The organism is Moraxella nasicaprae (assembly GCF_025643275.1).
GTDB lineage: Bacteria > Pseudomonadota > Gammaproteobacteria > Pseudomonadales > Moraxellaceae > Moraxella > Moraxella nasicaprae.
Genome location: NZ_CP089977.1, coordinates 1,204,024 through 1,223,888, shown reverse-complemented (window position 1 = coordinate 1,223,888; position 19,865 = coordinate 1,204,024). Strand labels below are relative to the sequence as shown.

Here is a 19,865-nt window from a genome sequence, read left to right as displayed (position 1 = left end):
GCTTTGCGTCAGATAAACGCATCATTACATAGTTTACGCCATTTACGCCCAGATAACAAGTTACAAACCGCCAAACCGCCCAAAATCCAATAAATTTTCCCCAAAAATCACGGCTTGGATACCGAATGATAAATTTTATCAAAACAACAAAGGTTTTATTATGATTTTTTTAATGATAATGCGGCATGGTTCACGGTGGTGTTTTTGACATATTTTGAAACAAATTGATGGCAAAATACCATTTGCCATGCCCATCGTTTTGGTGCATTATAAAAGTGTCCACCTGTGCACAATCTTTTTTGTTGTGCAGTCCTCAGTGGTATCAAGGAATGTCCATCGATTAGATTTTGTGTCCTGTGGCAATACGAAACGACAAACAAGGAGTCATGTGATGCGTTACGCCAATCCCAATACCGATGGTGCCAAAATCAACTTCAAAGAAAAATACGATAATTTTATTGGTGGAAAATGGATTGCACCCATCAATGGTGAGTATTTTGATGATATTTCGCCCGTAGATGGCAAACCCTTTACCAAAGTCGCCAAATCAACACATCAAGACATTGAGCTGGCACTAGATGCAGCTCATGAGGCATTTGCCAGCTGGGGCAAAACTTCTGCCACAGAACGCTCAAATATCTTGCTCAAAATTGCCGACCGCCTAGAAGAAAACCTAGAACTGCTGGCTGTGGCAGAAACATGGGAAAATGGCAAGCCCATTCGTGAAACACTGGCGGCTGACATTCCTCTTGCCATTGACCATTTTCGCTATTTTGCTGGCTGCATTCGTGCCCAAGAAGGCAGCATCAGCCAAATTGACGAAGACACGGTCGCCTATCATTTTCATGAACCAATCGGTGTGGTTGGGCAGATTATTCCTTGGAACTTCCCAATTTTGATGGCAGCATGGAAAATCGCCCCTGCATTAGCGGCAGGTAATTGCATCGTGCTAAAACCTGCCGAACAAACCCCTGCCAGTATCATGGTTTTGGTTGAGCTGATTGCTGACTTATTGCCTGCGGGGGTGCTAAACATCGTCAATGGTTTTGGTCCAGAAGTTGGTCAGCCTTTGGCAACCAGCCCTCGCATTGGCAAAGTGGCGTTCACAGGCTCTACCGAAATTGGTCAAAAAGTGATGGAATACGCCACCAAAAACATCATTCCTGTAACTTTGGAGCTTGGTGGCAAATCGCCCAATATCTTCTTTGCCGATGTGATGGACAAAGATGACGAATTTTTGGATAAAGCACTAGAAGGCTTTGCCATGTTCGCCCTCAATCAAGGCGAGGTATGCACCTGTCCATCTCGTGCCTTAGTTCATGAATCGATTGCCGAAGCATTTTTGAAAAAAGCGGTGGAGCGAGTTAAAAGCATCAAAACAGGACACCCTCTGGATACCAACACCATGATTGGTGCTCAGGCCAGCCAAGAACAACAAGATAAAATTTTAGGCTGTATCGCCAAAGGCAAAGCAGAAGGTGCTAAAATTCTAACAGGTGGAGAGGCACGCCAAGAAATTGATGGAGGATTTTATATCGAGCCCACCATTTTTCAGGGCGATAACTCAATGACAATCTTCCAAGAAGAGATTTTTGGGCCTGTGCTATCAGTCACCACCTTTAAAGACTTTGATGAAGCCATCAGCATCGCTAACGATACCATGTATGGATTAGGTGCAGGTGTTTGGAGTCGTGATGGTAGCATTGCCTATCGTGCAGGGCGAGCCATTCAAGCAGGGCGTGTCTGGACAAACTGCTATCACATCTATCCTGCTCACGCAGCCTTTGGCGGTTACAAAAAATCAGGCATTGGGCGTGAGACACACAAAATGATGTTGGCACATTATCAACAAACCAAAAATTTGCTCGTCAGTTATAGTGGCAAGGCATTAGGTTTCTTCTAATCCATCAACAAAAAATCCCCAATCAAACTTGGGGATTTTTTGTTCCATATGAAACTTAGCGATTTCGCTCATTTTCTTTTTGGACGATTTCATCAGCAATCGCCATCGCTTGAAAGCTATCAGGGTCGGCCAGTCGCCACATATCATCAAGCACCTTTCGCCCACAATCGCCTGTCAGTAGCGAACCGTTCGCAATAAATTGATAGTGTTCTGACAACAGTTTAATCCAACCATCAGGCTGACGGCGAACGATATGGTGTGCCTTTAACTGAGTTGGGTGGTCAAGCCCTGCACAGCCAACAATGTCCGCCAATGCCTTTAAAGTATTGGCGTGGAAATTTTTGACACGAGTTGCCTTATCTGGCACATCAAGGGCTTTTTGGCGGGCGGGGTCTTGGGTAGCAACCCCAACAGGACATTTGTTGGTATGACAAGAGCGAGACTGGATACAGCCCACCGCAAACATAAAGCCACGAGCTGAATTACACCAATCCGCCCCAATCGCCATCATCTTGGCAATGTCAAAGCCTGTGATGATTTTACCCGACACGCCAACACGAATTTTATCACGAATGCCAGCCCCCACAAGGGTATTTTGTACAAAAATCAAGGCATCAATCAGCGGCATGCCCACCGTGTCCATAAACTCCACAGGGGCAGCACCCGTACCACCCTCCGCACCGTCCACGACAATAAAATCAGGATAATCATCTTCTTCAATCATCGCCTTAACAATCGCCATAAACTCCCACGGCATACCAATGCACAGCTTAAAGCCAACAGGCTTACCGCCAGACAGTTCTCGTAGTTTTTGCCAGAATTTGACCAGCTCTCTTGGTGTGCTAAACTCTGGGTGCGTGGCAGGACTGATACAATCGATGCCCATTGGAATATCACGAGTTTTGGCGATTTCTTCGGTGATTTTGGACGCAGGTAGCACCCCACCCTTACCAGGCTTGGCTCCTTGACTTAGCTTGATTTCAATCATCTTAACTTGGTCAAGCGTAGCTCGTTGTTTAAAAGTCTCTGGGTTAAATCGCCCATTGTCATCTCGGCAACCAAAATACGCTGTGCCAAGCTCCCAAATCAAATCACCTCCATGCTTTTGATGATAGGGGCTGATACTACCCTCGCCTGTATCGTGGGCAAACTCGCCTTCTTTTGCTCCCTTGTTCAAGGCTTCAATAGCGGCTGCCGACAACGCCCCAAAGCTCATTGCCGAAATGTTAAATATCGACATTTCATAAGGCTTTTGGCAATCTTTACCGCCAATTTTAACCTTAAATTTATAATCTTTAATGCTTTTGCTGTTACCAGAATGCAAAAACCATTCCGCCCCATCTCGCTTTAAATCTACGATAGAACCAAAGGCGGTTGTACTATCCAAATTTTTGGCTCGCTGATAAACAATAGAACGCTGCTGACGAGAAAACGGCACCTCTTCGTGGTCGTCTTCCAAAAAATACTGGCGAATTTCTGGACGAAAATTTTCAAACAAAAAACGAAAATGCCCACTAATGGGGTAGTTTCGTAATACAGAATGGCGTTTTTGATTGATGTTATAAATGCCCAAAATCGTCAAACAAACGGCAATGCCAAACAACCACCAAATTTTAAAAAAATAGGAAATCGGTACAATGGCAATACACACCCAAAATAAGAAAAATCTGGGCATGATTAAAAAGAAATAATTGGACGAAGTATCGCTTGATGGCTTTTGAGCAATATTTGTGTTGGTATTTGGCATGGGCTATCAATCCAATCGACCCCAGATTGCTTCCCGCAATACGGTGGGGCATCATCATTTTTACATAACAAAATGGACAACTTTGAAATAAAAAATTACCGCTTACTGGCAAACTCTCATTTCAACATTGACCAACATCAGTCGCTAAGCAACCAAGGATTATAGCATATTTATTCATTCTAAAAATTCATAAAAACTAATAATCTTATTGTAAAAATCACTAAACGCCAGAAAATACGAATGGTTGTACTACACTCAAAAATATATTATACTGTATCAAATACCAACTCAACTGACGATAGGATTATCATGAAAAAGTCTATATCACTGATGGCGGCTGCTTTGGCATTAACAGCCTGTGCCAGCCAACCGACCACCACACCGACTTCAACTCAATCTGGCACATTGGCTCAGTCTGTTCAGACAGCACACACCACCCAAACGCAAAAATATGATTGCGATAACGGTCTGACTGTCTATACCAAAAACATCGCTGATGACAAGCTAGAACTCATCGTGCAAGATTATCGTGCCATCATGTCGATTGCACCTGCTGCATCAGGCAATCGCTACATCGCCAATCAAGGCTTGTTTGGTGCTGGCGGAGAATGGCACACCAAAGGCGGTGAGGCATATTTTGGCTATGTAGGCACACACGGCAATCGTGGCGAAACCGTCTGCCGACTTGGCTAAGCATCATCGCTGACATACATCTCCAAAGACATCATTGGTCTTTGGAGATTTTTTATGACCTCATTGACTCTGGCTGGTAATCACACATTCTAATCATCAATGCCAAACCCATCACAAAAAACTTTGCTTTCCCAAAAAATTGAGCGTACAATTGTACAAAAATCATTGGAGATATTATTGTGGGATTTTTAGCCATTAGCGTCATTTGTAGTGTTTTGGTGTCAGTATTGCTCAAAATTGCCAAAACCAAAGACATCGACCTTGCCACCGCCATCATGACCAACTATATCGTCTGTATCGTGCTGACCTTATGGCTGCTCAAACCCAGCATTGACACGCACATTTTGGCACAAGGATTGCCCATTTTTGTGGCACTTGGTGTGCTATTGCCTAGCATCTTTTTGGTGATGGGTAAGGCGGTGCAAGCGGCTGGCATCGTCAAATCTGACACCGCACAGCGTCTAGCACTCATCATTCCCATCATGGCTTCATTTACCCTGTTTGGCGAGGATTTAACTTCCTCAAAACTCATCGCTTTGGTGCTGGTATTTTTGGCAATGGGTTGCCTGCTATATAAGCCTTATCGCACCAATCAGCCAGCTCAACGATTCGCCACATTATGGCTGATTGGCGTCTTTGTTGGCTATGGCGTCATCGATGTGCTACTCAAACAGCTGAGCAAATTAGGCGGTGCAACGGCTGGTAATCTCATCATCAGTTTTGGACTGGCTTGCCTATTCATGCTGGCGTACCTGTTCATCAAAAAAATCAAACCACGCACCATCAGTTTGCTGGGCGGTTTATTGCTTGGGCTGCTCAACTTTACCAATATTTATACCTATATCAACGCCCATAAAGCCATGAGCGACACGCCCACTTTGGTCTTTGCTGGCATGAATATGGGTGTGATTGTTGTCGGAACCATGACAGGACTGTGGCTATTTCGAGAAAAAATCAGCATCATCAACGCCTTTGGCATCGTTCTGGCATTGGTGGCGATTGCACGGCTATTTTTGTTTTAAAAGCATCAAAATTTACCATCAGCTTGTGCTATAATTGGCTGTTTTTTTCGTTTAGCAATCACAATGACCGAGCCTAATTTTTTGCCACCAAGCAACCCAATCGCACAGGCACGCCCCACACCGACCGATGAGCAGCTTGCCGCTCTTGATATGGCAAGGACTGGACAATCGTTCAAAATCGTGGCGTATGCAGGGGCTGGCAAAACCACCACCCTAAAACTCATCAGCGAAAATCTGCGTGGTCGTGGACTGTATTTGGCATTTAATAAAGCCATCGCCAATGAGGCTCAGGGCAAATTTCCGCCCAATGTGCGTTGCCAAACTTTTCATTCGCTGGCATTTCGCCATGTGTCAAGAGACATCACCGCCAAAGTCTCTTTGCCACGCCTAACCCCAGCTCGCCTTGCCGAAGAGCTTGGAGTTCAGGGCATTGCTGTTGAACGCTTGGTTGATGGCATCAAAAAACCCGTCATGCTAACCCCTGCCAAATTAGGCGGTATCATCAGCGCGGCAATGACCAATTTTTGCAAAACCTCATCAGCCTATCCTGCCCCACGACACATCAATGTACCAAGCTGGCTTGATGCTGCCGATGCCGCTCGCCTGCAAGAATATCTGTATCCTGCTTTTGAAAGACGCTGGCTACAATCCATTGACCCACGCCATCAATCAGGCATCAGCCACGATGTCTATCTAAAACTATGGACACTCTCCAATCCCATCATTCCAGCCGATTTTGTGCTGTTTGATGAAGCCCAAGATGCCGACCCTTTGATGATGGGAGCATTGATTCGCCAAGACAAACAAACCATCTATGTGGGCGATGCTCATCAGCAGATTTATGAATGGCGTGGTGCATTAAACGCCATGAAAAGACTGCCTTATCCGCAGACACTGCTGACTCAGTCTTTTCGTTTTGGCGAGCCGATTGCTCAGATTGCCAATGTATTTTTGACCGCCTTACAAGAAACCATACCACTCAAAGGCAACCCCAATCAACATTCTACCATCGCCAAAAGTCTGGTTCATGGCAAAAAAGACGCCATCTTATGTCGCACCAATGCTAACGCCATGAGTGAGCTATTACTTGGTCTAAAACTGGGTCATAAGGTCGCCCTACAAGCCGACACCCAAAGAATACTCAGATTTTGTCAGGGGGCAGAAAATCTCAAAAATGGTAAGTCCGCCTATGGTATTGCCGAGCTGGCTTTTTTTGGGCATTGGGGCGAAGTGCAAGAATTTAGTGAGACAGGTGAAGGCGGTGATTTAAAAACTTGGGTGAAGCTCATTGACGAACATGGCACCAAAACCTTGCAGCACACCCTAGAAAAACTCACACCACCCCAAAATGCCGACTACATCATCACCACCGCTCATAAAGCCAAAGGGCTAGAATGGAATAGCGTGCAGATTAGCGATGATTTTTTGTATGATGTGACACACCAAAGCGTCAAAATCAGCCCAGAAGAATTGCGTCTGCTCTATGTGGCATGCACTCGTGGCAAGGCGGTGCTTGATACACACCACATTGATGATTTATTAGATGGTTTACAAAGAAAAAAGGTGGTTTTGGGGTAATGGCTAGCAACAATCCCTTTCTTGTTTGTGGTTGTCATCAAAATTTGACACATTGCCCATCATTTTTCTATACTCAATTGGGTAAAAAATGGGACATTCTGCACAGAATTTGGTAAAATTTGTGAATAAAATCATTATCATTAGCCACTTAGGATATATTTATGAAATCCCTACTCGCCCCACTTGCTTTATCCATTGTCCTTATTACACCCAACCTTGCCCATAGTGCCGACTGGACACCTGCTTTTGAATATTTGGAGCAGGGCAAAACAGGCGATGATGGGGTTTTGATTGATAAGCTAATGAGTAATATTTTTGTAGATGATATCCATTCTAATAATTATAAAAAAATCAATCCCTTAACCAAATACGCCCAAAAAGGCAATTATCCAATCCAAGCCCCTTACCGTGCCGACCTTTCACCTGCCAAAGTGTACAAAAACCCCAATCAAGACATTGTTCTGCAAGCCATCATTCCTTTAAAAAATGCGACTTTATATGGGTTGCCGATTAGTGAATTTTATTATGAATATTATTGTTTTGAATGTGGCGGTGTGGGTTTTGGGGTTAAATTTGCTCCAATGACCAACGCCCAATATCGCCATTTAAACCGTCATATCAAATTTAGCACTGAAGACAATGTTTGCGATAATGAAACCAGTGCCAGCTTTTCACGGGGCAAAGAAGGTACTTATCTGCATCTGCATATTGGGTGCTAACCCAATGAATTTTCAAAATTTTTTCCAAAATTCTGTTCGTCTGCTTGCCCCAATGGAAGGCTTAACAGACCCCCTAATGCGAAAGATTTTAACCCAGATTGCCACCGATTTGGGTACGCCCTATGATTGGGCGGTAAGTGAGTTTATCCGTGTTACCCATTACCCACTGCCTGCCCACACCTTTTATAAATTTGTGCCAGAGCTACACAATGGCGGTAAGACGGCAAGCGGTACGCCTGTTCACATTCAGCTTTTGGGCAACAACCCTGATACAATGGCACAAAGTGCGATGGTGGCGGTCTCTTGTGGGGCATTGGTGATTGATTTAAACTTTGGTTGCCCTGCCAAGACGGTCAATAACCACAAGGGCGGTTCGGTGCTACTTGACGAACCTGAAACGCTGTACGCCATCATCAGCCAAGTCCGCCAAGCCGTCCCCAAGCACATTCCAGTATCGGCAAAAATCCGCCTAGGCTATACTGACACTTCCAAAATGAACGACATTGGGCAGGCGGTCAAATCTGCCAACGCAAGCTGGCTGACAGTTCACGCTCGCACCAAAGTGGACGGCTACAAACCGCCTGCTTATTGGGATAAAATCACCGCCTTTACCCAGCTTGGCATACCTGTGATTGCCAATGGTGAGATTTGGACGGCAGATGATGCCAAGCGTTGTAGCCAAGAAGCCCACACCCCTCATTTAATGCTTGGGCGTGGGGCGGTAACAAGACCTGATTTAATCGCCCAAATTGGCAATGGCAAAGTGCTGGATTGGCAAGGATTATTGCCTTATCAATTGGAGTTTTTAAATGACGACACCGACAACCAAAATGGACTTGTCGGACGCTACAAACAATGGCTTGGAATGCTGACCAAAGGCTATGAGCAAGCAGATAGGCTTTGGCAGACAGTCAAAAAAATAAAAGCGGCTGATGACATCAAAACCGCTCTTATTGCCAGCGACTAAACCTCAGTTTAGCGTGTCCACGATGACTGGTCGTCCCTGATGGGTCAGTACAGTGGCTTTCACTCCATATAGGTCATACATCGCATCAGCAGTCAGTACGCAGGCAGGCTCCCCAACCGCCATCACCTGACCCTGTTTCATCATCACCACCGTATCAGCAAATTGGGCGGCTTGGTTGATGTCATGCAAAACGATGACGATGGTCTTGCCCTGTTGTGATAACGCCCTAAGTTTTCTCATCAATTTGCCAGCGTGATACATATCAAGGTTGTTGAGAGGCTCGTCAAGTAACACATAGGGCGTGTCTTGGCACACAATCATCGCAATCAATACTCGCTGGCGTTGCCCACCTGATAAGTCGGACAAAAACCGATCGGCAAGTTCGCTCAATTCAAACTCATCAATGACCTCTTGTACTTTTTGCCAATCTGCTACGCTGGGACTGCCCTGATGATATGGAAATCGCCCAAACATCAATAACTCTTTGACACGCAATCTGCCTTGCACATGGTTTTCTTGGGTCAGCATCGCAAGCTGCTTAGCAAGCGTTTGCTGGTCCGTCTTGGCGATGTCATACTCGCCAAATTTGACCACACCTGATTGTAGTGGGCAAATGCGTGCCATCAACGAAAACAGCGTCGATTTGCCTGCACCATTAGGACCAATCAAAGCAATCACTTGCCCTGCTTCTAATGACAAAGACACATCACGAAGTATCTGCTGCTTGTTTAACTGATGATTGATTTGGCTAACTTGAATCACATTCTACCCCTTTTGATGTCGATATTGATGAAAAATTAACCACAAAAAGACCAGTCCGCCCACCAATTCGATGACCACTTCTAGCACGCCTGCCATGCCCAAAATATGCTCAAAAATCATCTGACCACCCACCAAGCACAACATCGCAATCACACTCACCAAGACCAGTCTTTGACCATGATACATCTGATGGCACAGTTGATTAGTTAAAGCACACACCAATAGTCCAAAAAAAGTCACTGGTCCGACCATGGCGGTAGAGACTGACACCAACAAGGCAATCATCATCAACAGCAATAAGCCCAATTTTGGATAATTGATGCCCAGATTGACGGCAGGCAATCGACCAAGCATCAGCACATCACATTGATGGCGTAGGCGATACATCAGCAAGGCACAGCCTAGACAGACCAAAACTGCCACGCTCAACACTTGGGTATTGATGGTATTAAACTGAGCATAGCTGACCGCTTGCACGGTAACAAACTCCTCTGGGTCAATCATTCGTGCCACCAAATAAGATAAGCTGCGAAACAACAGACCAAACACCACACCCACCAAAATCAGCCGTGTCAAATCTTGTCCACGACCAGCAAACAGCCAACGAAACAGTAGCATTGATAACACTAGCATCAACACAACCTCGAAGCCAAATTTGCCAATGGGTAAGATGTTTGCCATACCCACCGAGCCCAAAAAGAACACCATCAAACTCTTGATAAGTACATATAAGCTATCAAAACCAAGCAATGCTGGGGTCAAAATGGGATTGTGTGTCAAGGTTTGAAATAATAAAGTTGAAGTACCGATGGCAAAACCCACCGTCAATAAGGCAAGCAATTTTTTGCCACGAAGTTGCAAGGCAAATTCCACATTACCCACCAAATTTAGCCCCAAAAATAGTAGGCACGCACCCAACAACAGTAGTGATGCTGTGGCAATGGGGTGTTTTTTGATGACAGACAACATACTCATCACTTTTATCCTGCTTGGCGTGAATTATGAAACAGCAATACCAAAAAAACCAATGCACCCAGCACACCAAACACCACCGTCACAGGAATCTCAAAAGGATAACGAATCACTCGCCCGATGATGTCACAAATCAGGACTGCTGATGAACCAAAAAGTGCCACCGCAGGCAGGGTCAATCTTAGTCTATCGCCCATCATACGGCTGATGATGTTTGGCACAATCAATCCCACAAAAGGAATCATGCCCACTGTTGAGACCACCACCGAGCTAATCAATGCCACCATCGCCACCGATAGCCACATCACCAGCTCTTTATTCACGCCCAAGTTTTTGGCAATATGGTCGCCAAGTCCGACAATGGTCAATCTATCCGCCAGCACATAGGCAACCACCGCCAAAATACCGACCAGCCACAGCATCTCATATCGACCTGCCAAGATTGACGAAAAATCGCCAAATCGCCATACGCCAAGCAGCTGCACCATCTCTGTTTGATAAGCAATAAAAGTGCTAAACGCATCAATGATACCGCCATAGACAATACCCACCAAAGGAACGATGAGATAATCTGTGGCTGGCAGACGACGAATCAGTCGCATGAACACCATCATACCAATCATCGCACAAATGGTTGCAATGACAATCTTCATCATCACCGAAGCAGCAGGATAAAGCAAGACCGTCATCAGCATACCCAACGCCGCACTTTGAGTGGCCCCCACCATAGACGGCTCAACAAAACGGTTTTTTAGGACGACCTGCATCATCATGCCAGCAACCGCCATGCTCGCCCCTGTCAAAATAATGGCAAGCGTACGAGGCAGGCGACTGACCAGCAGCAATTGCCAATCTTGACCTGACTGCCCAAGCAATCCCTGCCAAGAAAAATCTGCCACGCCCACCGACACGCTTACCAATGCCAGCAGTGCTAATAACAGTACACTGCCAGCATTAAGTAGTATCGGCGATAAAATGAGGTTGGATTTGGTCATAGATTTTGATGGATTGATGGTTATTGGCTTGGCAGCTGATTATATTCATCAGCAGCTGAACAAAAAATGAAAAATCCCATTATCAAAAAAGTAAAGAACCAAAACGGCTCTTTACTTATCTTGCAAATCAAGGATTATTTTTGGCATTAAAGGCATCAATGACGATTCTGGCATCAGTGAGCCATTGATAATAGCCACCAAACGCCAAGTAGCTTTCGGCACTTAGATAGACAATTTGTCCGTTTTTGTAGGCTTTGGTGTTGTGCATAAGCGGATTGTTCAACACCGATTCAGCAGATTCGCCCTCTTCGCCAATCGCCGCACCACGGTCTAGCACAAACAACCAATCTGGGTCAGTTTTTTGTAGGTATTCAAAAGAAATCGGCTGTCCGTGTCTTGCTTCTTGGATATGCTCATCAGCCATCGGAATCCCAAAAGTGGTATGCAAAAATCCATAACGAGAGTTTTTGCCATAGGCAGATAATTTGTTGCCATTGACCAAAATCGCCAAGCCGTTACCCTTGCCAGCAACCGCCTTTTGAGCTTCGGCAATTACGGCATCAATTTCGGTAATAGCGGTTTTGGCTTCGGCCTCTTTGCCAAACAATTTACCAAAATCCGTCAGTTGTTGCTTGGTCGCCTCATAGACATTATTGGTGTCAATGGTCAGATTATAAACAGGGGCAACCTTAGCAATCTCTTCGCTTTTTTCCGCCATACGGCTACCCACCAATACTGCTTTTGGTTGCAAGGCGTTCAATGCCTCCAAATTTGGCTCAAACAATGTGCCAATGTCGGCAGATTCTGGGGTATTGGCGGCTTTTAGATTATTTAGACGCAAACCTGACGGCATGCCCTCGACTGGCACGCCCAATACTGCCAAGTTCTGCATCGCTGTCATATCATACACCGCCAGCGGGTGTGGATTGGCAGGGATTTGCTGCTCGCCTGTTGCGGTTTTGATGGTCATCTGCTCTGTTGGGGTGTTGCTTGCTTGAACATCTGCTGAATCTGTTTTTGTTTGAGTAACTTGCTCGGCATTTTGCTCAGATGACTTATCTTCTTTACCGCAAGCCGCCAAACCTGTTGTCATCAATACCGCCAAAGCAAGTGTGGTTAATTTCTTCATTGCATACTCGTCCAAATATCTAGTCGTCAGCACAACTAATAAAAAAATAATTGATAAATGAGTTGAATATTATAAAACAATTATTGGCACAATGCTATTGTAAATAATAATATTTCTAATTTAGCAACCAAATTCCTACCAAACCCCCAAAAATGATGTGATTTATGAAATAAAAAACCACTCAAAATAGAGTGGTTTTTTATTTATCTTTTATTATTGGATGGTTGCACGGTATTTAACCACCGCCGTTGCACCGATGCCAATCTCCTCAATCGTCCAGCGAAGTGCCTTATACTGAGCAAATGGTACATTCTCAACCGCACCATTATTGCTGACACGAATTGGCATAAAGACAAAACGGCTATTATCCAAACTTGCCTTAACGCCCAACGCAGGCTCAGTCACGCCTGTGAAAGCCGCACCTTGTGGCAAGGCAAGTGTTACTGTCATTTGACGCACACGGTCTTTGCCTGTATTGGTGAACAAACCATGATACTCAATTACATCGCCTGACTTGATGGCGGTATTGGCAGTAACTGGTTCCAAAGTCTCACTACCGCCAGCCTGACGCACCACAAAGGCATTGACCACAGCATTGATGTTTTCGCTGGTCGAAACGGTCGGAGCAGCTGCCTCGCCTGCTTGGGCAGCGGTGTTTTGAGTGCTGGTTGGTAAAATTTTACCCAGATTTGGCAATGAAGGCGTGTTTGGTAGTGATGCACACGCTGTCAAACCAAAAACCGCCAAACTTGCTACAAGTACGCCATATGCTTTCATAAAAACCCTTTTTGTCAAAAAATAAATCGACCATAGCATAGCATAATCATCATCAATAATGAATGGCTAAACTGTTGGATTATGGTAAATTCATCATTCTTGATATTACTTGGATTGCCTGACAAAAAAAACCGCCCCATCAAGAGCGGTTTTTTGTTGTCTGCTGGCTTATTTTTTGGCTTGGTCTTGACCTGCTGCGTCAGTCTTAGCTTCACCAGCAGATTGTTGAGCAGCTTGGGCTTCTTGCATCGCTTTCATTTGTTTTTCAAGCTCAGCCTGAGCCTTAGCGACAGCCTCTTTGGCTTGGGCTTCGGTCAGTAGCTCAACCGTGAAAATCAGCACGCTGTTTGGTTCGATGTTTTGATTACCTTCTGCACCATAAGCAAGCTCTGATGGCACATAAAACTCATATTTTGAACCCTCTTTCATCAGTTGCAGACCTTCTGTCCAGCCTTTGATGACTTGATTTAGCTGGAACTGTGCTGGCATTTGACGCTCATACGAACTATCAAACACTTTACCATCTAGCAGTTTACCTTCATAATGCACCACAACAGTGTCAGTGGCTTTTGGTTGTTTGCCAGTACCTTCGGTGATGACTTTATATTGCAAGCCTGATGCAGTGGTTTGTACGCCTTCTTTTTTGGCGTTTTCAGCCAAGAATTTTTCGCCATCAGCTTTGTTTTTGGCAGCAGTTTCGTCAAACTTTTTCTTGGCCTCTTCGGTTTTGCGTTTTTCGTAAGCGGTTGCCAGCTCTTTGATTTCTTCGTCGGTCAAGGCATTTTCTTTGCCATTAAAACCGTCTTTCATGGCTTTGTAGAAAATATCTAGGTCAATCTCGCTATCCAGCTCTTTCATGTCCTTGCCTGTGTTAAAACCAAGCAAGAAACTGACCTTTTGCATCTCGGTGCTTTTTTCGTTAATCACGGTAGATTTAGCCGCTTTGCCGTCAGCAGGAGCAGCTTCTTTGTCTTTGTTACAGCCAGTCAGGGCAAGTGCAGCAACGATTGCTGATACCAAAATGTGTTTTTTCATAATCTTAAATCCAAAAAAATGTCAAAAATGACGGAATGTCGAAATTTTGCCCATCATATCAAAAATTCAATTTTTTTGCCATCAAAAATCCGTGCGTTTTGGCAAAAGCTGTATAAGTATTGTTAATTTTGTGAGCAAAGTTTAACGCTCGCCCAAAAAACTGCATTTTTGGTGTTACAATGGGGCGTATTCGGATTTTATTGATAAAGTATTTCAAAATTGTCAAGAAAGTCCGTGAAAATTTTCAATAATTTGTTATAATCATTTTTAATGGAGTCAATGGTATGGATTTCTCAAAAATCGCCATTTTCAATCAAAGCCTACAAGGACCTATTGGTTCTATCATTGGTGCGATTGTCATTTTTGTGCTAGGCTGGCTGATTGCCCTTGTGCTTGCCGCCATCGTTCGCAAAGCCCTACAACATCTTAATATCAACGAAAAAGTCGGTAAATCGGTTGGCACTACTTACCAGCTGGACAACATTCTTTCAAAAATTGTCTTTTGGTTTGTATTTGCCATCGCCATTTCTGGTGCGTTGAACCAATTAAACCTAAATTCAATCTCAGTGCCTTTTGCCAATATGATTAACCAAGTGCTGCTGTTCTTGCCAAATCTATTAGCCGCCGTTGCTGTTGGTGCAATCGGCTGGTTTGTGGCGACCATTGCTCGCAATGCTGCTGCCGCTGCCTTGAACAAAACTTCACTAGATGACAAACTATCTGCCGAAGCTGGTGTCAAACCAATGAGCAGCACCATCGCTGATGTGATTTATTGGTTTATCTTGCTGATTGTATTGACCATGGTGGTTGGTCGTTTGGGTCTAGATGGTCTATTTACCCCATTGACCAATATGGTTGATAAGATTTTTAGTTTCATGCCAAATGCAGTGATGGCAGGCTTTGTGTTCTTTGTTGGTTTCGTTGTTGCCAAGATTGTTCGCTCTATCGCCACCAACTTAGTGGCAGGTCTAAATATTCAAGCCCTAGCCAGCAAAGCAGGTGTGAGCGAAAAGAACAGCCTACCAAACATTGCAGGTTCTGTGGCATTCTTGCTAATTATCATGCCATTCACCATCGCAGCTCTTGATGCCTTAAAAGTTGAAGCCATCTCTCGTCCTGCGACCAATATGCTCAACAAAGTGATGGAATCATTGCCAAATGTATTCACCGCAGTCGCTGTACTTGCCATCACTTATTTTGTGGTGCGTATGATTGCAGGCATCATCAAAGGTCTGCTTGATAGCACTCAAATCAACGCTTTACCAGCCAAAATTGGCATGCAAAATGTGCTGGGCACAAAAAGCCTATCTGACATCGTTAGTGGTGCGATTTTATTCTTCGCCATGCTGTTTGCCACCGTTGCAGCAGCCGACCTACTTGGCTTTGCCCAAATCAGCGACATCGTTACTATGTTCATCGCCTTTGGTAGTCAAATCATCTTAGGTGCGGTTATCCTAACCATCGGTTTTTGGCTTGCCAACATCATCGCTGGTGTGGTGGAGCGTTCAGAACAAGGTTCAAAATTCCTAGCCAACATCGTGCGTGTCTTGATTATGGGTCTGGTTTTGGCAATGGGTCTAAAAGCCATGGGCATCGCTGACTCTATCGTCAATCTTGCCTTTGGTCTAACTTTGGGTGCTGTTGCTGTTGCCTTTGCTCTATCATTTGGCTTGGGCGGTCAAGAAGCGGCAGCTCGTTACCTGCGTCGCCTACAAGACAAACTAGAAAACGACAACAAATAATCGGCTTTCTAACAAAAACAGCTCCATTTGGGGCTGTTTTTTTTATGGCTTGAATCATCAAACTAACTGCAACACCTTTTGATAATAGACCTCCTAAGGTGTTCGCCAATTTAAACATTTTCTAGGTCGCAGATTGAGTTTGGCGACCTTTGTTTGTATTGATTGTCCCACTGGTTAATATCAGACCCTTTGGGGAAATATTCTCTTAATAACCCATGGGTGTTTTCATTGCTTCCTCTTTGCCAAGGCTGTCTTGGTGGCAATGCCGCAGGGGCGACAGGACAAGTAGAGCTTGACGGTGCAAACACCAAACTTGCTGTAACACCAAATACCGACAGCATTAGTATCATTCGGGTGGGCGAAAATGGCACGGGCAGTTTGATTGCTAAAAATCAAGCAAGCATTACCGCCAATCAAGTTGCGTTAGGCGATACCGCCACAAGCGTTGGCACTTTGACCCTTGATAATGCCGTGGCACTGCCAAATCTGATTACGATGCTAAACTCATCAACGCTGGCGTGTCCGCCCATTATCGCATTGGTACAGCCGACAGACATCTGTCACCTTTTGCCAAGATTGATTTAACCCAAGTCAAATCAGACGCATACACCGAAACAGGCGGTACCGACTACAACCTTGCCATCAACACCGACACCCATACCAACCTACAAAATAGCATCGGCGTTAAAGGTCGTATTGGCTCGCCCACGCTTGCCTTGACAGGGTTGCTATCTGTGGGGGCTGATGCAGGTAGCAGACGTAGCGACATTAGTGGTCGTTTTGCTGATACTGCCAACACCCAATTTGGCGTATTGGGTCATGAAGTTAGTAAAGGCTTTGGTCAAGCAGGTCTTGGTGTGGTCTATACCCCAACTGACACCACCACATTATCGCTTGCTTATGAAGGGCAATGGCGTAAACACTATGACAATCAAGGGGTTTCTTTAACCTTTGAGAAAAAGTTCTAAGCCTAAAAAATAAGCACCAACTCGGTGCTTATTTTTTTATCATCAAACATAAACAATACTAGCCCTGCACTCCAAACACTTGCTTTAAATACGCCAAATAAGTATCATCATCAATCATCGTTTTACCGGAGCTAAGAGAGCTTGGCGACAGGCTGACCGCTGCACTCAACAAGTTTTAGGACAGGGAATAAAATAGTGTCGTTCAATCGATATTCATCTGCCAACTAAATAATTGCCCATCAAATCTTTTGATGATGTTCATCCTGCATCATCTTTATTGACAAATCATCACACCACCGCCAAATCTGGTCAATTTGATTGAAAACCAACAAAGGTTTTTTGGTCGAACAGGCTTATCAAATCCAGCAAAAAACCACCTCACCCTTCGATACCACGCAAGCCAATGACTAGGACAAACAGTTTTTGCCTGATTTTTTGATGTGAATGCAGTATGTTTTGTTAATCATTTCAAAAAAATCAGCCTCCCAAACAACAATCGATGTGCTTAATATATTTATCCATCAGTAAAATTATCAACATAGAAAAACCATCTGACCTAAAATCAGATGGTTTTTGGTAGCAGTCTAAGACTTAATCACGATAGCCGTTTGGATTGCCTGCTTGCCAACGCCAAGCGTCCACGCACATTCTTTGAATGTCATATTCTGCCTCCCAGCCAAACAATGCTTTGGCTTTATCGGCACTGGCATAGCAACTTGCTACATCGCCAGCTCGTCTATCAGCAATCACATATGGCACGGCTTGCCCTGTATTTCTTTCGAACGCATCGACTAATTGCAGCACGCTTGTGCCATTACCCGTGCCTAGATTGACAGGGCAAAAACCAATGGCATTCTCTACCGATGCGATGTATTGCAACGCTGCCACATGTCCTTTTGCCAAATCCACCACATGGATATAGTCTCGTACCCCTGTACCGTCAATGGTGTCATAATCATTGCCAAAGACAGATAGTTTTTCCAATTTGCCCACCGCCACTTGTGAAATATAAGGCATTAGGTTATTTGGAATATCGCTTGGGTCTTCGCCAATCAGACCGCTGTGATGAGCTCCAATAGGATTAAAATAACGCAAAGAGACGATGTTCGCCGAAGTGTCTGCTTTTGCCAAATCTTCTAGGATATACTCAACGGTCAGCTTGCTTTGACCATACGGATTGGTGCAAGAACGGCTGGCACTTTCAACCAATGGCAACATTTCAGGATTGCCATAGACGGTCGCTGATGATGAAAATACAAAATTGTTCACGGCATATTTTGCCATCACTTCCAGCAGATTGAGTGTACCAGCCACATTATTTTGGTAATATTTGACAGGCTTGGCAACGCTTTCACCCACCGCCTTTAAGCCTGCAAAATGAATCACGGCAAAAAAATCATGCTTGGCAAAAGTCTCATCAAGTAACGCCTTGTCCAACACATCGCCCAGCACAAACTCAATCGTCTGCCCTGTAATCTGTGCCACACGGTCTAGGGCAACCGTACTAGAATTAGATAGATTGTCATACACCACAGGATAAAACCCTGCATCAATCAGCTCAATCAATGTATGCGAGCCAATATAGCCAGCCCCGCCTGTTACTAGGATTTTTTTCATCGTCTATTCCTCGTTGAGTATTTTGGTGCATCTGCCCACCCCTTGATAATTGGGTAGTTGGGCAATCATTTGTTCATCAAACAGATTTTTACCATCAAAAATTGGCAACTGCTTATTGGTAATTTTATCCAGATTGACAGGCAATACATCGGACCAATTCAACACAAATAATGCGTCCACACCCTCCAACGCATACGCATCGTTGTGCAGCGTGAACAACGGCTCATCACGATACATCTGCCCCAGCTCAAATCCTGCATTGGGAGCGTAAATATGCGTTTTGATGCCATACGACCATAACAGTTTGAGCAAAGGGTGAATGGCACTACCAATCGTGCGTCCTGTACTACGACGATAGCCCGCCCCCCAAATCATCACGGTTTTTTGGTCGATAAAACCATCAAAATACTGCCAAAATTTGCGGAAAAGCAGCTCTTTTTGGTCATCATTGATCTGGGTGACGGCATTAAGCAATGGGCTTGCCACTTGATTTTTGGCAAAATATTGCCCCAAAATCGCCGTCTCAGTTGGCAAAGTATAACCACCAAAACCCCAACCTGCCGACAAATAATCTTTGCCAATGCGTTTGTCCAATCCCAAAATCTGCTGAACTTTAAGAATATCCACATCACTCACATCGGCAAGGCGTGCCATTTCGTTAATAAAACTTAGACGAGTGGCAAGCATCGCCATGATGCTAGAACGGGCAAATTCAATGGTGGTAATATCCGCCACATAGGAGCGTTCGGCTTTGGTAAGCAGGGCAAGCAAAATGGCATTTTTTTGGTGGCACCCTGCACTTTTTTCGCCAATCAAGACCAAATCTGGCGATGAAATTGAGGCAAAACCCTGCCCATCCTGCAAAAAAATGAACGGCACATAGCACACATCGCCTGTGTACTTGCTGGCAATCTGAGTAATCTGTCCGATGGGCTTTGAGCCACTGATGATTAAGGGGCTTGGTAAGGGCAATAATTGCCAAATCAGCTCATCTGTCACACCATCAACAAACAGCCAAATGCAATCAGCCTGACCCAATGATTTGGCAAAAGTAATCTGCCCAGACTGGCGATACATGTGCCACAATGCCGACATCTGATGGTCAAACTTATAGTTGGACAACACCTCATCGATTGCCGTTTCCTCTGCCAGCACCCGCACTGACTTATTGATGCTTGCCAGCCAAATTGCCGCATTGATGGATTCGTGACTTACCCCAATAATCAACACATCTTTCAT

The 19,865-nt window shown here is 44.7% G+C and carries 18 protein-coding genes and 1 pseudogene; 9 read left to right on the top strand and 10 right to left on the bottom strand.

The window, feature by feature from the left end:
- The first annotated feature begins 391 nt into the window (after positions 1-391).
- Positions 392-1,903 (top strand): acetaldehyde dehydrogenase ExaC, encoded by a 1,512-nt coding sequence (gene exaC, locus LU297_RS05770; RefSeq protein ID WP_263075610.1) that lies wholly within the window; start codon positions 392-394, stop codon positions 1,901-1,903.
- Positions 1,904-1,958: 55 nt separating this feature from the next.
- Here the strand turns inward: exaC and LU297_RS05765 are convergent, their stop codons facing one another.
- Positions 1,959-3,650 carry an FMN-binding glutamate synthase family protein gene (locus LU297_RS05765; protein WP_263075609.1) on the bottom strand — a complete coding sequence of 564 codons (1,692 nt, stop codon included), beginning with the start codon at positions 3,648-3,650 and terminating at the stop codon, positions 1,959-1,961.
- A gap of 309 nt (positions 3,651-3,959) precedes the next feature.
- Here LU297_RS05765 and LU297_RS05760 point away from each other — a divergent pair, with 309 nt between their 5' ends.
- From LU297_RS05760 to LU297_RS05740, 5 genes are all read left to right on the top strand, one after another.
- A complete protein-coding gene (locus LU297_RS05760; protein ID WP_263075608.1) occupies positions 3,960-4,343 on the top strand; it encodes an MliC family protein in 384 nt (127 codons plus the stop codon).
- Positions 4,344-4,522: 179 nt separating this feature from the next.
- The gene (locus LU297_RS05755; RefSeq protein ID WP_263075607.1) at positions 4,523-5,365 is read left to right on the top strand and encodes an EamA/RhaT family transporter; all 843 of its coding nucleotides are present in this window, start codon (positions 4,523-4,525) and stop codon (positions 5,363-5,365) included.
- A gap of 63 nt (positions 5,366-5,428) precedes the next feature.
- Positions 5,429-6,943, top strand: a complete 1,515-nt coding sequence (locus tag LU297_RS05750) for a UvrD-helicase domain-containing protein (protein WP_263075606.1) — start codon at positions 5,429-5,431, stop codon at positions 6,941-6,943.
- A 161-nt stretch (positions 6,944-7,104) separates the two neighbouring features.
- The gene (locus LU297_RS05745; RefSeq protein WP_263075605.1) at positions 7,105-7,662 is read left to right on the top strand and encodes a hypothetical protein; all 558 of its coding nucleotides are present in this window, start codon (positions 7,105-7,107) and stop codon (positions 7,660-7,662) included.
- 4 nt (positions 7,663-7,666) lie between these two features.
- Positions 7,667-8,629 carry a tRNA dihydrouridine synthase gene (locus LU297_RS05740; RefSeq protein WP_263075604.1) on the top strand — a complete coding sequence of 321 codons (963 nt, stop codon included), beginning with the start codon at positions 7,667-7,669 and terminating at the stop codon, positions 8,627-8,629.
- A 3-nt stretch (positions 8,630-8,632) separates the two neighbouring features.
- On the opposite strand, the gene LU297_RS05735 is transcribed toward LU297_RS05740, so the two are convergent.
- From LU297_RS05735 to bamJ, 6 genes are all read right to left on the bottom strand, one after another.
- Positions 8,633-9,391, bottom strand: coding sequence for an ATP-binding cassette domain-containing protein (locus LU297_RS05735; protein WP_263075603.1), 759 nt, complete (start codon positions 9,389-9,391; stop codon positions 8,633-8,635).
- A gap of 3 nt (positions 9,392-9,394) precedes the next feature.
- Positions 9,395-10,366: an iron chelate uptake ABC transporter family permease subunit gene (locus LU297_RS05730; protein ID WP_263075602.1), complete on the bottom strand. Its 972-nt coding sequence runs from the start codon at positions 10,364-10,366 to the stop codon at positions 9,395-9,397.
- 5 nt (positions 10,367-10,371) lie between these two features.
- Entirely contained in the window at positions 10,372-11,358 is a 987-nt protein-coding gene (locus LU297_RS05725) for an ABC transporter permease (RefSeq protein WP_263075601.1), read from the bottom strand.
- A 127-nt stretch (positions 11,359-11,485) separates the two neighbouring features.
- On the bottom strand, positions 11,486-12,487 hold the full coding sequence (locus LU297_RS05720) for a siderophore ABC transporter substrate-binding protein (protein WP_263075600.1): 1,002 nt from the start codon (positions 12,485-12,487) through the stop codon (positions 11,486-11,488).
- A gap of 213 nt (positions 12,488-12,700) precedes the next feature.
- The gene (locus tag LU297_RS05715; protein ID WP_263075599.1) at positions 12,701-13,264 is read right to left on the bottom strand and encodes a hypothetical protein; all 564 of its coding nucleotides are present in this window, start codon (positions 13,262-13,264) and stop codon (positions 12,701-12,703) included.
- A gap of 168 nt (positions 13,265-13,432) precedes the next feature.
- Entirely contained in the window at positions 13,433-14,299 is an 867-nt protein-coding gene (gene bamJ / locus LU297_RS05710; RefSeq protein ID WP_263075598.1) for a BamJ family beta-barrel-assembly machinery protein, read from the bottom strand.
- A 284-nt stretch (positions 14,300-14,583) separates the two neighbouring features.
- Between bamJ and LU297_RS05705 the strand changes: the two genes are divergently transcribed.
- The gene (locus LU297_RS05705) at positions 14,584-16,041 is read left to right on the top strand and encodes a mechanosensitive ion channel (RefSeq protein WP_263075597.1); all 1,458 of its coding nucleotides are present in this window, start codon (positions 14,584-14,586) and stop codon (positions 16,039-16,041) included.
- A 93-nt stretch (positions 16,042-16,134) separates the two neighbouring features.
- On the opposite strand, the pseudogene LU297_RS05700 reads toward LU297_RS05705, so the two are convergent.
- Positions 16,135-16,298 (bottom strand): annotated as a pseudogene (locus LU297_RS05700) (transposase); the annotation flags it as partial.
- On the opposite strand from LU297_RS05700, the gene LU297_RS05695 reads away from it, so the two are divergent.
- Entirely contained in the window at positions 16,270-16,626 is a 357-nt protein-coding gene (locus LU297_RS05695; RefSeq protein ID WP_263075596.1) for a hypothetical protein, read from the top strand. The pseudogene LU297_RS05700 and the gene LU297_RS05695 overlap by 29 nt on opposite strands.
- On the top strand, positions 16,560-17,009 hold the full coding sequence (locus tag LU297_RS05690; protein WP_263075595.1) for an autotransporter domain-containing protein: 450 nt from the start codon (positions 16,560-16,562) through the stop codon (positions 17,007-17,009). Before LU297_RS05695 ends, LU297_RS05690 begins: the two co-directional genes overlap by 67 nt.
- A gap of 591 nt (positions 17,010-17,600) precedes the next feature.
- Here LU297_RS05690 and galE read toward each other — a convergent pair.
- Both galE and LU297_RS05680 read right to left on the bottom strand, forming a co-directional pair.
- The gene (gene galE / locus LU297_RS05685) at positions 17,601-18,626 is read right to left on the bottom strand and encodes a UDP-glucose 4-epimerase GalE (protein WP_263075594.1); all 1,026 of its coding nucleotides are present in this window, start codon (positions 18,624-18,626) and stop codon (positions 17,601-17,603) included.
- 3 nt (positions 18,627-18,629) lie between these two features.
- Positions 18,630-19,865: a UDP-glucose 6-dehydrogenase gene (locus LU297_RS05680; RefSeq protein ID WP_263075593.1), complete on the bottom strand. Its 1,236-nt coding sequence runs from the start codon at positions 19,863-19,865 to the stop codon at positions 18,630-18,632.

Excerpts from the sequence above, each read along its gene's own strand:
- exaC (WP_263075610.1), top strand. The coding sequence starts at position 392 with ATGCGTTACGCCAATCCCAATACCGATGGTGCCAAAATCAACTTCAAA.
- LU297_RS05765 (WP_263075609.1), bottom strand. The coding sequence starts at position 3,650 with ATGCCAAATACCAACACAAATATTGCTCAAAAGCCATCAAGCGATACT.
- LU297_RS05760 (WP_263075608.1), top strand. The coding sequence starts at position 3,960 with ATGAAAAAGTCTATATCACTGATGGCGGCTGCTTTGGCATTAACAGCC.
- LU297_RS05750 (WP_263075606.1), top strand. The coding sequence starts at position 5,429 with ATGACCGAGCCTAATTTTTTGCCACCAAGCAACCCAATCGCACAGGCA.
- LU297_RS05745 (WP_263075605.1), top strand. The coding sequence starts at position 7,105 with ATGAAATCCCTACTCGCCCCACTTGCTTTATCCATTGTCCTTATTACA.
- LU297_RS05740 (WP_263075604.1), top strand. The coding sequence starts at position 7,667 with ATGAATTTTCAAAATTTTTTCCAAAATTCTGTTCGTCTGCTTGCCCCA.
- LU297_RS05730 (WP_263075602.1), bottom strand. The coding sequence starts at position 10,366 with ATGAGTATGTTGTCTGTCATCAAAAAACACCCCATTGCCACAGCATCA.
- LU297_RS05725 (WP_263075601.1), bottom strand. The coding sequence starts at position 11,358 with ATGACCAAATCCAACCTCATTTTATCGCCGATACTACTTAATGCTGGC.
- LU297_RS05720 (WP_263075600.1), bottom strand. The coding sequence starts at position 12,487 with ATGAAGAAATTAACCACACTTGCTTTGGCGGTATTGATGACAACAGGT.
- LU297_RS05715 (WP_263075599.1), bottom strand. The coding sequence starts at position 13,264 with ATGAAAGCATATGGCGTACTTGTAGCAAGTTTGGCGGTTTTTGGTTTG.
- bamJ (WP_263075598.1), bottom strand. The coding sequence starts at position 14,299 with ATGAAAAAACACATTTTGGTATCAGCAATCGTTGCTGCACTTGCCCTG.
- LU297_RS05705 (WP_263075597.1), top strand. The coding sequence starts at position 14,584 with ATGGATTTCTCAAAAATCGCCATTTTCAATCAAAGCCTACAAGGACCT.
- galE (WP_263075594.1), bottom strand. The coding sequence starts at position 18,626 with ATGAAAAAAATCCTAGTAACAGGCGGGGCTGGCTATATTGGCTCGCAT.
- LU297_RS05680 (WP_263075593.1), bottom strand. The coding sequence starts at position 19,865 with ATGAAAGATGTGTTGATTATTGGGGTAAGTCACGAATCCATCAATGCG.